We start from the raw sequence: 13,546 nt of genomic DNA on the forward strand, positions 1-13,546 counted from the left end.
CGCCTTGGTTTTCTTTCCCTCTTCGACTGCTTAGAGGCCGTTTTGGTAATGGGCTCCCCATGCGTGAAACGTGTCTGTTGAGGCCTCTAGGTGGGCACCACTGCGTGCTGGAAGGGCCTGCAAGAAAGGGGGTTCTGGTGGTGTTGGGTGTTACTCTCGTAGGTGTGGTTTGGGCGAGAGGGTGTGCCGTGTGAAGGCGATTTTTCGCGTTTGGATTGGTACACCGCGTAGGGCGAAAGATACGCATTCAAAGTGTGGTATTCCCCGCGTTACAGTGGCGTGAGGTCTCACGCCACTGTAACACTTTGGGTCAGACGTTACATTGGCTTTTCTCTGCGCATGCAAGGGTATAATGAGTATGTTTTTGAGTATCTAATCCGTGTTATGCGTTTTGAAAAATCAACGGCTAGCAAACGCTTGCAAATGCAATCAGGTGCAAGCACCTGCAAGCAGTTACTAGCATTTGCTTGCATTTATTTTGCAATCACCTGCAATCAAGTGCTTGCAGGTGATTGCTCTTGCAAGCAAATGGCCAGATGTTTTGAAGAGCGACCATGCTTAAGCCTCTTGAGGGGGGGGACGGCCCAAAGGCTGAATGCTCACCCAGATAGCTTGCGGTAAGCCCTTGGCATCTCCCTTGAGTTCTCTTTTGGCTGGTTCCCGTCCAAAAAACGCCCCCGCATGGATGTCCATGCGGGGGCGTCGTACGTCCGGTGGCCTTGGGTGACCGTGGCCGGGCGTTTGGCGGTTATTTTGCGGGGCTTTCGGACTGGGTCTCGGGGGCGGAGTTGCCGAAGAAGACCGGGATGTCCGTGCTGCCGAGGATGTTGTTGCGCAGCTGCGCCTCGGGGAGCTTGGCCCATTCGGATTTGTTGGAGAAGTAGAAGAACAGGCCGAGGGCGATCCAGATCACGAGGCACCAGCGGGAAGCCACGCCGATGTAGGCGGGGGATCCGGGGATGAGCAGCAGCGAGATGCACATCACGGCGGTGATGGTGCCCATGGTGCAAGTGAACAGGCGCACGCCTCGGTTGGCTTCAGCCGGGGAGCCCAGCAGCACGCGGCGCGCGGCGAGGCAGGTAAACAGGTAACCCATGCCGGTACCCAGAGAGCTCATGTCCACAATCCATGCGACGACGGAGCGGCCCGCAAAGGGGGTCAGCAGCACGATGGCGATGGTGAACAGAATGGCCTTGTAGGGCGAACGGTACTTGGGGTGAATATCGCCGAACCACTTGGGCAGGATGCCGCCGCGAGCCATGCTGAGGAGCAGGCGCGAGGTGGCGATGTAGAAGCCGTTGATGCCGGTGCACACCGCGCCCATCACGGCGCAGGAGAGGACTACGGCGCCGAATTTGCCAAAGGCCATCTTGGCGACTTCGCCGGTGGCCCATGCGGTGCCGCCAGCGGCGCGCATGGCGTCCATTTTGGCCAGCATCTCGGGGTAGGGAATCACGATGCCGACGGACAGCGTGACAAAGCTGTAGAGCACAACACCGCACAGGATGGCGATGATCATGATGTTTCGCGCTTTGGCCGGATTGAAGCTGAACTCTTCCGCCGCCTGCGGCACGGTGTCAAAGCCCACAAAGAGGAATGGCGAAATGGCGAAGATGAGCAGCACGCATGCCAAGGGCGAGCGGTGGTCCGAGAACAGCGGCGTGAGGTTGCTCAGCTGGGCGCTCTCCATGGAAGCCGTACCCGCGAACAGCGAGATGATGCCCACCGTAAGCAGGAAGGCCAGAACGACCTGCAGTTTACCCGCAAAGCTGATGCCCCGGTAGTTCAGGAAGCCAAAGAGCAGGGTTGCGCCGGTCATAAGGAGCACTTCGCCGGTAAACACCTGCCAGCCCGCTATTGAGTAGAGTGGCCCGAATGCAAAGACCCCCGGGAAGAGGAAGCGGAAAATAAGGGCGAGGGCCGCAATATCAATGCAGACAATGGCGATATACCCCAAGACGAGCGCCCAGCCGCAGATGAAGGCGGCGGTGGGACCATAGCCGACGTAGGCATACGCGAACGCGCCGCCGGCAACGGGGGTATATTTGATCATGTAGCTGTAGCATGTGGCGACAAAGCACAGCAGGAGGGCGCCGACAACAAACCCGATCAGGGTTCCCATGATGCCAGCTTCGGGAAGGAACATATCGCCGGGGAGGACGAAACATCCCCAACCAACGATGGAGCCAAGGGCCAAAGCCCAGACCTGAGCCGGGGAAAGGGATTTCTGCAATTCTAACTGTTCATCTTGTGACACGACTATCCTCTCGAAGGCGTCCGGTGTGCGGGCGCCTTGGTCGTTTGGGGCAGGTCCGGGCGTACACGTTGGGGGTGCCGCCGGCTGGTCGCGCCGGGAGGGCGACGGCCTGCCGTAGACGCACAGCGGGTGTACGTCGAGGGTTTGTGTGCCATGCGTCGTGGCGACATACCGCAGGGCGGTGCATGGCGAGCCTCTCACGCAGAGTTGAACAAGCGGGTCTCTACGAGGTCATCACCTTCAGGGAGTCAGCAGATTCGCGAATTGCTTGTGACAAAACCAGCAAGTTGAATGCCAGCACGTGAAAGACTTCACTATCCGTTTAATATCCCGGTATTCTTGTAGAAACTCATGAGCATAATATATGGGCGCCAGGGGGTGCAAAAAGATATTTTCGCAATCGAAAAAAAACTTTCCATTTGCGTAAATTCTTTTCCCGCAGCGGTTCGCGTCTTTGCACTGGGTGAAACATCTGAGTGGCGGCGTTGTGTCGAGGAAAATGAAGAAAAGAGCGGTCTTCGTGGCGATTGCGCGGTACGGGGAGTTTTGCACAAGCATGTCCGGTGAATCGGCACCAAGTTTGCTGTCGCAATGTCGTGACTCATTTCACGAGAACGGGGGCCTCGTCTAGCATTTTTTGAGGCCAGTCTGAGGTGGTTCAGCCCGCGCCACGGCTGGGCTGGGCGGAGTTCTGTGCGCTCGGAGTGCAGGCTGTGTTGGCGGCCCCGCGTTATCTTTGAAGAAACGTCACGCGCAGGATGGTGCCGCGCGAAAGGAGCTTGTTTCGCGCGGCAAAAGAACGGTGCAATTCAGGAGAAACCTTTATGACCGAAGAACGCCGCAAGGCTTTGATTGACGATATTATTGCTGGTGAACTGCGTATGTTTCAGGCCGTGAACAGCCGGGGGCGATCCATATGTCAGGAGCGTCCAGAATCCTTCCGTCTCATGCGCGAGATGACCCACGCTGTGTTGTCCGATGATTTTTTGGTGGCCTACGCCGTGGACGTGCGCCGTGCAGAAGAGGCAGGGCGCAACCTCATGACGGAAAAATACGCGCTGATGGAACGACGCATTCCTCGGCTGAGTACGGACCCGCGCATTGATGTCATCCTCAACGCAGAATGTGCGTGGCGGCGTGAGGTGACCAAGGACTTTCCGCATGTGGTGCAGGCCGATGGCCAGCCAGGATTTCGCCTGTACCTCGGGTGCGAACTGCAAACCTATTCCGGCGAGAGCCTTGAAGCGTATGAGGCTTGTGTGAAGGACGCCCATGCGGCTGGGCGCAACCTTGTGCGTGAGCGCTACGAGATTTTGATGCGCCAGCTTGGTCATGACAGCTTGGAGGAGTGTGAAGCCCGGTTGGCGGCGGAGTCGTCACGGTGCGCTGATGCCTGAACCGGTTTTCCTTCTCGTTTTCTGCGCGTGGTTCGTGGGCGGGTTCGTCTCGGGCGTCAGCGGCATTGGCGGGGCCATGGTGGCTGTGCCCACGGCCGCGCTCATGATTCCCATGCACGAGCTGGTGCCGCTCAGCTGCATCCTGAACGTGGTCATGGACGGCTGTATTGCGTGCATGCATTTTCGGCACTGCCGGGTGTCGGCGCTGTGGCCCATGCTTGTGGGCTCTCTGCCCGGCGCGCTAATTGGGCTGTTTATCCTGAATGTGGTGTCCGGCTCCATGCTGCAAGGCGCGGTTGGGGCGCTGCTTCTTTACTATGTCTATTGGCAACATTCCTTCCGCGTCACGGGCGAACGCGGTGAGTCGTGGGCGCGTGGCGGCGCTGCGGGGTTTGGCGCGGGCCTCTTGGGCACGGCTATTTCTTTTGATGGTCCGCCTGTTGGGGCCTACGGCCTGTATACAGGCTGGACGCCCCGCGTCTTCCTCGGCACCCTTGGCGTCTTTTTTATTATCCGCGGAAGCATGACCTGTGGCCTGCAGGCGGCGTCCGGGCTGTATACGCCTATCCTTGCGGATTACCTGCTCTACGGCGTCCCCGCCACTATCCTTGGGACGCTGTGCTCGTTCCCCGTGGTCAGCCGCATTAATGTGAGGCTGTTCCGACGGGTGCTCATGGGCGTCATTGTCCTTGCCGGAGTGGTCTGCCTAGGCCGCGCTTTTCTGTAGGTTTTGTTGCACTCAACACAAAAGAAACGCCGGTTATGCGAGACGTACTGTCCCGCATGACCGGCGTTTTTCTGTGCTAGCTGATGGAGAGGGGAAGCGCCGCTAGTCCTCATCCTCAATGCCCAATTGGCGCATCTTGTAGCGCAGGCCGGCACCGGTGATTTGAAAGATGCGTGCGGCTTTGGCCACGTTGCCGCCGGTGAGGCGCAGGACGTTACGGATGCACTGGGTTTCGTACTCCTGCACGCAGGCCTTCAGCGGGATGACGCTACTTTTCTTTACGGTGCTGTAGTCGAAGAAGGCGGGTTCCGGCTCAGGAGCCGGGGCAGGCTGGGGCTGCTGGGCCCCGCCGAGATTGGGGCCGCCCAGGGAGACGCCAGTTCGGTAGGCATCGCGAAAGTGTCGGGGCAGACAGTCGCGTTCAATGGCGGGGCGCTCACCAAGTAGGGCAAGGCTGCCCTCAATGACATGGAGCAGTTCGCGGATATTTCCCGGCCAGTCGTAGTCCTGCAGCATGTGCAGGACGTCGTCGGACAGAACAACGGGTTTGCCAGATGCCGGCAGGCTGGAGCGCCCAATAAAGGTTCGCGCCAAAAGCTGGATGTCGCTTTTGCGTTCGCGCAAGGGCGGTACGGCAATGCCCACGACGGCAAGGCGGTAGAACAGGTCGCGCCGCAGGAGGCCATTTTGAATGGCGGTGAACGGGTCCTCGTTCAGGATGCTGATGACGCGCACGTCCACGGGAATTTCCGAATGCGAGCCAAGGCGGCGGACGCGTTTCTCCTGCAGCACGCGCAGGAGCTTGGCCTGCAGGCCAAGGGGCATGGAGTTGAGTTCGTCAAGGAGCAGGGTGCCGCCATCGGCTTCTTTGAACAGGCCGGGCTTGTCCGGGGCGTCGGTGTACGCGCCTTTGGCCGTACCAAACAGGATGCCCTCCAGCAGGTTTTCCGGAATAGCCGCGCAGTTCACCGGCACAAGGGACTTGCTGCGCCGATCGCTTTCCGAGTGGATGGCCTGCGCGAACACTTCCTTACCCGTGCCGCTCTCGCCCCAAATCATCACCGGCGAGGGCGTGGCTGCGGCGGTGCGGGCTTCGTCCAGCACTTCGCGCAGCGCCGGATCATCACCCACCAGACAGTCAAAGGTATAGCAGTCGGTATTCTTCCCGGAGCTGCGCGCCGAACCGGCACACCCCCGCGCCCTGTCGGCGACGGATGTGGTGCCCGTCCACAGCGTGAAGGCGATAACGCCGTCCTTCTTCCCCCGCCGGAACAGCGGAATAAAGTCCGACACCGTACTGGCCAGATAGTTGTTGGTGGTCTTGTAGTAATAGGACTTTTTGAGCAGGGGCTTGCCGTCTTCAAGGCATTCCATAGTGGGAATGCGCGAGAGCTCGTAGGGCAGGTAGAGGCTGGTGATGTGTTGCCCTTCGACATGGATGCGGCTGAACCCGTCCACGCGGCGCTGGATGGTGTTCATGTATTCACAGATGCCGTCCGCGTTCACCACGGCCACACCAAAGCCAAGATTCTCCCAAATGCTGCGCATGGCGGAAGTCAGGACGTCCCTGCGGGACACATTGGCAAAGGCGAGTGGGTCAACGTTCATTTTTCACAACCTCATTGCTGCATTTGTGGGTGGGGAGGGCTTTTGCCACCCTTTTGGCCCCAGCACAATGAAAGAATTGTTTGTAAAAAGAAAGAAATTTTTCAAATTGCAAACTTTTTTCACCTAAAAAGTAAAGCCTGTAGAAGGAAAAACATCCCGTAAAAACAGTAACTTAAGGGCATATCTTCACCGCTTGTGCCCTCTGGCACACCCCGTGCAAGTTCCAAATCGAACAAGCAAGAAAGCTCCGCAAGGATCATCACCTCAGGGATAATCTTTACAGCAACAGGAGACGGAAATGACGACGTGTACGTGTGATAAGCCTGCCGAAACCGCAGCCGCGGGATACGGCATCAATTGGGATACGGCCGACAGCCGCGTGAAGGAACTCAAAGACTTTTTGATGACCGCCCCCCAGGTCATGGACCCCGAACGCCTGCAGTTCCTGAACGAGGTGTACGAAGAGTTCCGTGGTGAATCCACCTACTACATTCGCGCCAAGCTGTTCGAGCGCGTGCTGACCAAGAAGAACATCTTCCTGGACGGCAACCCCATCGTGGGTACCCTCACCGGCGTCCGCGCCGGCGTGTACGCCTACCCCGAGTGGAACGTTGCCTGGATTAAGGAAGAAATGCAGATGGCCAAGATGGCCTCCCTTGGCGAGATGAAAATCCCCGCCGAGACGCAGGAACTTCTGGAAAAGACCTACAAGCGCTGGAAGGGCCGTACCTGCATCGACCTGAACAACAAGATGTTCAAGGAAAAGTACGGCATCAATCCCAAGCCGTTTGCCAAGGCCGGCATGTACTACGAGAACGTCAGCGTCGCCAGCGGCTCCGGCATTGCCGATTATCCCATGGTGCTCAACAAGGGCCTGCGCTGGCTCATCGACGACATCCGCTCCCGCTTCGAGAACTGCCCCACCACCTTGGAGAACAAGGAAAAGCACGATCTCTACCGCTCCATGATCGTGGCCCTCGAAGCTTGCATCAAGCACGCTCACCGCTACGCCGACCTCGCCGAGAAGACCGCCGAGGACGAGAGCGATCCCAAGGCCAAGGCCGAGCTGCTGGAAATCGCTGAAATCTGCCGCCGCGTGCCCGAGTACCCCGCGCGCAACTTCCGCGAAGCCATCCAGTCCTTCTGGTTCACGCACCTCGCCATCGAGATTGAGCAGATGGCCTGCGCCACCTCTCCGGGCCGCTATGGCCAGTACATGTACCCCTTCTACAAGAAGGACATCGAGGAAGGCCGCCTCACCAAGGAACAGGTGCTCACGCTCCTGAAGTTCCAGTGGATCAAGCACCTTGAGCTGGCTGAGTACCAGGGCAACTCCTACGCGCTGACCCTGTCCGGTCACACCGGCCAGAGCATCACCATCGGCGGCGTGGACGCCAACGGCAACGACGCCAGCACCGAGCTGGAGGAACTGCTTCTGGATACCCAGATTCAGATGAAGAACATCCAGCCCACGCTGACGCTGCTCTTCCATCCCAAGCTCAAGGACTCCTACATGAAGAAGGTTGTTGAGTGCATCCGTGGTGGTTCCGGCCAGCCGCAGATTCTCAACAACGACGTCGTGGTCCAGCGTAACCTTGCTCGCTTCTCCCAGTACGAAAACGGCATCACCCTTGAGGACGCCCGCAACTGCGGCAACTTCGGCTGCGTGTCCACCGGCGTGTGCGGCAAGGGCAGCTTCATCGCTCAGGAAGACCAGCCCTGCCTCGCCAAGGTTGTGGAACTGATGCTCCACAACGGCAAGTGCCCCGTCACCAAGAAGAAGGTTGGCGTCGAGTCCGGCGATCCCCTGACCTTCGAGACCTTCGACGACGTGTACGAAGCCACCAAGAAGCAGTTGGATCACCTGTTCAACATCTCCCGCAAGCACTCCGATCTCAGCCAGATGGCGCGTGTGCAGGTTGTGCCTAGCATCTTCCGCTCCGCCATGTACGATGGCTGCATTGAGAACGGCGTGTGCGAGGAAGCCGGCGGCTGCACCTACTCTCAGGTGAACCCCATCATGACCGCGGGCATCGACGCTGCCAACGCCCTGCTGGCCATCAAGCATCTGGTGTTCGACACCAAGCAGCTGACCATGCAGCAGCTGCTGGAGGCTTTGGAAGCCAACTTCGTCGGCTACGAGGACATCCAGAAGATGTGCTTCGAGGCGCCCAAGCACGGCAACGATGTGCCCGAGGTGGAAAGCGTGGTGCAGCAGTTCTACCGCGATGTGGACGAAATCCACCATTCGCAGGGCCCGGACTGCTTCGGCCACCGCACTCCGCTGGACGCGTATTCCCTGTCCTACCACAACTACTTTGGCTCCCTCATGGGCGCACTGCCCACGGGCCGCAAGTCCGGCGTGGCACTGACGGACGGCAGTGTCTCCGCCATGCCCGGCACCGACCATGAAGGCATCACCGCCCTCATCAAGTCCGGCGCGGAAGCCATCGACACCGTGCGTTACGGCGCGAACCACTTCAACGTGAAGTTCTCGCCCTCCATCATCGAAGGTCCGCACGGCATGAGGACGCTCGTGTCCCTGATCAAGACCTACTGCGACTACGGTGGATCGCACATCCAGTTCAACTGCGTCAGCTCCGAAACCCTCAAGGACGCGCAGGAGAACCCGCAGGACTACTCCGACCTCGTTGTTCGTGTGGCAGGCTTTAGCGCCTACTTCACCCGCCTCGACAAGGGCGTGCAGAACGAGATCATCAAACGTACCGAGTACGCATCCTAGTACCGGAACCGGAAGCGCGGGCGGGGGGAAGACTCTCGCACCGAGGTGGGGATCCCGCCCGCGTTTCCACTGCTTCCTCATATGCGCCCCCGGGGGTGGGATAGAGACCCGGGGGCGCACCTTTTTCACAACGCATTTGCGGAGACGATGATGAGTCAGGGAATTATTTACAATATTCAGCGAATGTCAGTGCAGGACGGCCCGGGGCTTCGGACCACGGTGTTTTTGAAGGGCTGCCCGCTGCGCTGTAAATGGTGCAGCAATCCCGAATCGCAGCGCACGTCGCCGCAGATGCTGGTGTTTGAGAACCTGTGCACCCACTGCGGAGCCTGCAAGGACGCTTGCCAGCACGGCGCAGTCGTCGAAAAGGACGGCGTGTTTGGCCGCGATATGAACGTCTGCACCCATTGCGGAGCTTGTGTGTCCAGCTGTCCGTCCAAGGCGCGCGTCATGTCCGGCGAGGAGATGAGCGTCGAGCAGGTCATGGACGTCATCCAAAAGGACGCCCTGTACTACGAGAATTCCGGCGGCGGTGTGACCTTTGGCGGCGGCGAGCCAACCTCCGGCGGACAGTTCTTCCTCGACATGGTGCAGGCCGTGCACGACGAAGGCTTCCACGTCACGGTAGACACCTGCGGCTACTGTCCGGAGGAGCGGTTCGACAAAACCATCGAGCTTGCCGACCTGTTCCTGTTTGACTGCAAGCATATGGACACCGTCGAACACAAGCGCCTGACCGGTGTGGAGAATGCGCTCATCCTGCGCAACATGCGCGCGGCGCTGGAATCCGGCACGGAAGTGCGCATCCGCATGCCCCTTATGCCGGGCATGAACGACTCGGAAGAGAACATCGCCGCGATGGCGGAATTTTTGGCCGAATACGGCCGCACTGAGGTGGAAATCATGCCTTGCCACCTGTTTGGCAAGAGCAAATACCTCGCCCTGAACATGCCGCTTCCCGAACTGGCGCAGTATACGCCTGAGGAACTGGCCGTGGTTCAGGAACGTTTTGTACGGCACGGGCTCACGCCCGTCATTGTGTAACCCATCATCATTCGACACAGACGGAGAAGAAACCACATGTTTACCGTTTCCATCCCCGAAGAGATGCTCGAACGCCTCCGCTCCATGCTGGAGGATGAGGACGACGGGACCTGTGTTCGCCTGCGCGAATACAAGGTCGGTGGCGGCTGACACGCCAAAGTTGTGCTCGGTCTGGGCATGGACGAACCCGACGAAGACGAAGACGTGCAGATTGAGGTGAGCGGCGTGCCGTTCACCGCAGAAGAGGAATTCCTCGACAAGTACGGCTCCGCATATTCCCTGAAGTTTAACGAGAACAAGGAAGTGGAGCTGACTGCGCTGGAAGCGTAGCCTTTTCCGCGTGCCTTGTCGGTTTGCTCTGTGCGCCCCTTGTTGTCTTGGCAAGGGGCGCTTTTTGTGGAGCGCCTCCCACCTCTTTGTTTTCCTCCTCGGGTTTGTGGCGGACATCTGTGTTGTACGTGATACGCCCCGCAGGCGGCACCAAAAGCGTCGACCTGCAACACCCTAAACAAGAGGAGGACCTACTATGTTTACCGTAAACATTCCCGAAGAGATGATTGAGCGCCTGCGCTCCATGCTGGAGGACGAAGATGAAGGCACCTGCGTGCGTCTGCACGAGTACAAGTGCGGCGGCGGATGCAGCTCCAAGATCAAACTCGGCCTTGGTTTGGACGAACCGGAAGAGGACGAGGATAAAGCAGTCACCGTGAGCGACCTGCCCTTTATTGCCCACGAAGATTTCCTCCTCAAGTATGGCAAGACGTACTCCGTGGCGTTTGACGACAATAAGGAAGTCGTGGTCACGGCTGAGGAGTTTTAGGCACCACGCTTTCTAAGGGGAAGCATGACGCCACCCTCCATCACAAAGGCCCCCGCATGCGCGTGCGGGGGCCTTTTGTGTTTTGTACCGGCGTGGTCCTTTCGTGTCATGGTGGAAATTGGCAGAGGGCGGGTGTTCCGTGTACAGTCATACAAGGGATCTAACACGTCGAGGAGAACGAGTATGGGTGGACTACCATTTGCGCCGCGCGGCATCTGCCTTGCCGTCGCTTTCGCGCTTTTTTCCAGCCTCGTGGTGGCATGCTCGGATTCGCCCATCGTGGTGGGCTTTTCCGGACCGCAGAAGGGGAAGTATTCCGATTTGGGCGTGCAGGGGCGCAACGGCGTCACGCTGGCCATTGAGGAAATTAACGCCGCAGGAGGGGTGGACGGTCGCGAGCTGAAGCTTATCACCCGCGACGATGCCAGCACCGATGAAGGGGCCATTCGGGCAGATAGGGAATTGCTGGACGCTGGGGTGGACGTCATCATCGGGCACATGACCAGCGCCCAATCCCTTGCCGCGCTGGAAGCGCACGGCGATGATGTCGTGTATATCTCCCCCACCACCTCTACGGACCGCATTCAAGGAATCAAAGACAACTTCTTCCGGGTGGTTCCCACACTGACGGACTTGTCCAAGAATCTTGCAAGCTACGCAGTGAAGCACCAGGGCAAACGCCGGGTCGCCTTTATCTGGGACACCTCCAACGCACCCTTTACCGAGCCGTATAAAGACACCTTTGCCGAGTATTTTCAGGGGCTGGGCGGCGAAGTCGTTGGCGCGGTGCCTGTGGACTCTAAGCGGCAAGTTGACTGGCAGGACGTGGTGGCAATTCTGGAGGACATGCGTCCCGATGTGGTCGTGGCCGTGACCGCCGCGCGCGATCTTGCGGTGTTTGCCCAGTACTCCCGGCTGTACAAGGCGCCATGGACCATCATGAGCAGCATGTGGGGCTTTACCCAGGAGCTAATCCAGACCGGGGGGAAGAGCGTAGAAGGTATCTTCTTTGCCGTGCATTTTTCAGAGGACAACCCTCACTCAGACTACGAAGCGTTCAAAGAGCGCTACCAAAAGCGCTTTGGATGGGAGCCGAACTTTGCCGCGGCCTTTGGCTATGAGGCTGTGCAGGTGCTTGCTGATGCCGTCCGCCGTAATGGCGGCAGTACGCGCGGGCTAGAAGAAATTATCCCCGGGATGACCTTTTCCTCCGGCATTATGGGGCCGTTTGCCATTGATGAATATGGCGATGTCCAACGGACCGGGACCATCGTTGTGGTCCGGGATGGTCAGTTTGTGACAGTAGACGGGGACGCGCAATGAGTCGGGCTTCGTTGACGGCAGTCTTTCGCAAAAAGCTTATTCAGTGGATACTTATCCCTGGGCTTTTGCTCACTGCGTTGGCGGTGACGCTTGTCGCGGTGAATCAACTGCGCATTGTGGAGCGCGAAACGCGCCAGCTAGCACGCTCTCTGTCCAAGAATGTCGGTTTTTATATGGATGGCGCTGAAGATGTGCTGCAAACCGTTACCCTGCTCACACCGCGCGATAAGGAAACGGGTCTTGAGGACGCCTTTGAGGGGCTGGGGCGTTATTTTGACCGCTTTGAACGTCTTATTTTTTTGGACAGTGACGGGAACATCGTGGCCGTGGCGCCGCGCGGCATCCGCGGGGTGGATTTCCCCATTCATCTGACGCAATCAAACACCCAGCGCCATGTGCTGACCTCCCCCATCATCTCCCCGCATTCCGGCAAACTGGTGGTTTTTACCAGCATCCCGACGGATGCGGGGGGCAAGGTGGTGGCCGAACTCAGTCTGGATGCCCTCCAGCAGTTTATTTATGGATTTGTGTCCTCGGAGCGGACCATTATCCTCACCGACGCATACGGCAACCTCATCGTGCACCCGGATCAGGAGTTGGTGCGGGTGCAGTACAATATTGGCTCACTGGAGATATTCACTCAGCCCCCGCAGTCCAATGAGGCGCAGTTTTATACTGCGGGCGACACCCTCTACTTTGGAACACTGACGCATATCCCGGGGACGGGGTGGCGGCTGTTGGTTGCCACCAAGGCGCGGACCATTTTTCGGCCTGTTGTGGTCTTTGGCGTGCTCATCGCCTTTTTGACGTTCTGTGTCTTCATGATGGTGCTTGTCGCTTTAACTAAGGAATTCCGCACCAATGTCGTTGCGCCTATGCAGCGGTACAGTGAGGGCCTCACCGCGGTGGCCGAAGGGGAATACCCCACGCCGCCGGCGCAGGGGAGCGAGTATTCAGAGCTCGCGGAATTTGACAAGGTCTTTGGTCGCATGTCGGCCAAAGTGCGCGAGCGGGAACAGGAACTCCGCGTCTCGCGGGCGTTTTTCCAAAGCGTTATCGATTCTATGCCCTCAGTGCTCATCTGGGTGGATGAAGAGCATGTGGTGCGGCTGTGCAATACGAGGGCGCGGGAGATCTTCGGCGAGAAGGCCGACATGACCAAAGGTCCCCGCCCGCTGGAGGCCTTCTTTGCAGATCAGCCGGATATCGTTTCTGTGGTACACGGCGCAACCAAAGAGCAGGAGTGTCCCTGTACGCTCAAGCGGCGTAGCGTAAACAGCGACCTTCTGACCCTCTATGATGTGACAGTGTTCCCGCTCGTTGGCGGGGAGATGGGCGGGGTGGTTGTGCGTATGGACGACGTAACCGCACAGGTCCGCATGGAAGAAATTATGGTCCAGACCGAGAAAATGATGTCCGTAGGTGGACTCGCTGCTGGAATGGCTCACGAAATCAACAACCCACTTGGGAGCATCCTGCAGGGAGCGCAAAATCTACGGCGGCGGTTTTCGCCTGATATCAAAGCGAACATTCAAGCCGCCGAAGCTGCGGGATGCCCGCTGGAGACGATGCAGGCCTACCTAGAGGCGCGAAAGATTCCGCGTATCGTGGACGGCATTGCCCAGTC

Annotated in this window: 10 protein-coding genes; 8 read left to right on the top strand and 2 right to left on the bottom strand. The window is 58.7% G+C overall.

Annotation, left to right across the window (positions count from 1 at the left end; all coding sequences use genetic code 11):
• Positions 1-748: 748 nt before the first annotated feature.
• Positions 749-2,257 carry an APC family permease gene (locus ACY69P_RS07340; RefSeq protein ID WP_462327024.1) on the bottom strand — a complete coding sequence of 503 codons (1,509 nt, stop codon included), beginning with the start codon at positions 2,255-2,257 and terminating at the stop codon, positions 749-751.
• Positions 2,258-3,081: 824 nt separating this feature from the next.
• Here ACY69P_RS07340 and ACY69P_RS07345 point away from each other — a divergent pair.
• Both ACY69P_RS07345 and ACY69P_RS07350 read left to right on the top strand, forming a co-directional pair.
• Positions 3,082-3,654 (top strand): DUF4125 family protein, encoded by a 573-nt coding sequence (locus ACY69P_RS07345; RefSeq protein ID WP_462327025.1) that lies wholly within the window; start codon positions 3,082-3,084, stop codon positions 3,652-3,654.
• Positions 3,647-4,381, top strand: a complete 735-nt coding sequence (locus tag ACY69P_RS07350) for a sulfite exporter TauE/SafE family protein (protein ID WP_462327026.1) — start codon at positions 3,647-3,649, stop codon at positions 4,379-4,381. Before ACY69P_RS07345 ends, ACY69P_RS07350 begins: the two co-directional genes overlap by 8 nt.
• Positions 4,382-4,483: 102 nt before the next feature.
• Here the strand turns inward: ACY69P_RS07350 and ACY69P_RS07355 are convergent, their stop codons facing one another.
• Positions 4,484-5,989 (bottom strand): sigma-54 interaction domain-containing protein, encoded by a 1,506-nt coding sequence (locus ACY69P_RS07355; RefSeq protein ID WP_462327027.1) that lies wholly within the window; start codon positions 5,987-5,989, stop codon positions 4,484-4,486.
• Between the two features lie 298 nt (positions 5,990-6,287).
• Here ACY69P_RS07355 and ACY69P_RS07360 point away from each other — a divergent pair, with 298 nt between their 5' ends.
• The 6 genes from ACY69P_RS07360 to ACY69P_RS07385 all read left to right on the top strand — a co-directional run.
• Positions 6,288-8,732 (top strand): glycyl radical protein, encoded by a 2,445-nt coding sequence (locus ACY69P_RS07360; protein WP_459902181.1) that lies wholly within the window; start codon positions 6,288-6,290, stop codon positions 8,730-8,732.
• 150 nt (positions 8,733-8,882) lie between these two features.
• Complete coding sequence (locus ACY69P_RS07365; protein WP_462327028.1) at positions 8,883-9,776, top strand: glycyl-radical enzyme activating protein; 894 nt, start codon at positions 8,883-8,885, stop codon at positions 9,774-9,776.
• A gap of 162 nt (positions 9,777-9,938) precedes the next feature.
• Entirely contained in the window at positions 9,939-10,106 is a 168-nt protein-coding gene (locus ACY69P_RS07370) for a hypothetical protein (RefSeq protein ID WP_462327029.1), read from the top strand.
• Between the two features lie 196 nt (positions 10,107-10,302).
• Complete coding sequence (locus tag ACY69P_RS07375) at positions 10,303-10,596, top strand: ErpA-related iron-sulfur cluster insertion protein (protein WP_462327030.1); 294 nt, start codon at positions 10,303-10,305, stop codon at positions 10,594-10,596.
• A gap of 183 nt (positions 10,597-10,779) precedes the next feature.
• Positions 10,780-11,919 carry an ABC transporter substrate-binding protein gene (locus tag ACY69P_RS07380; protein WP_462327031.1) on the top strand — a complete coding sequence of 380 codons (1,140 nt, stop codon included), beginning with the start codon at positions 10,780-10,782 and terminating at the stop codon, positions 11,917-11,919.
• On the top strand, positions 11,916-13,546 hold a 1,631-nt coding region (locus tag ACY69P_RS07385; protein WP_462327032.1), incomplete at its 3' end, for a PAS domain S-box protein. The genes ACY69P_RS07380 and ACY69P_RS07385, both read left to right, overlap by 4 nt.

The organism is Desulfobaculum sp. (assembly GCF_054921475.1).

Coding starts and splice junctions, on each gene's coding strand:
- ACY69P_RS07360 (WP_459902181.1), top strand. CDS start 6,288: ATGACGACGTGTACGTGTGATAAGCCTGCCGAAACCGCAGCCGCGGGA.
- ACY69P_RS07345 (WP_462327025.1), top strand. CDS start 3,082: ATGACCGAAGAACGCCGCAAGGCTTTGATTGACGATATTATTGCTGGT.
- ACY69P_RS07355 (WP_462327027.1), bottom strand. CDS start 5,989: ATGAACGTTGACCCACTCGCCTTTGCCAATGTGTCCCGCAGGGACGTC.
- ACY69P_RS07350 (WP_462327026.1), top strand. CDS start 3,647: ATGCCTGAACCGGTTTTCCTTCTCGTTTTCTGCGCGTGGTTCGTGGGC.
- ACY69P_RS07380 (WP_462327031.1), top strand. CDS start 10,780: ATGGGTGGACTACCATTTGCGCCGCGCGGCATCTGCCTTGCCGTCGCT.
- ACY69P_RS07365 (WP_462327028.1), top strand. CDS start 8,883: ATGAGTCAGGGAATTATTTACAATATTCAGCGAATGTCAGTGCAGGAC.
- ACY69P_RS07375 (WP_462327030.1), top strand. CDS start 10,303: ATGTTTACCGTAAACATTCCCGAAGAGATGATTGAGCGCCTGCGCTCC.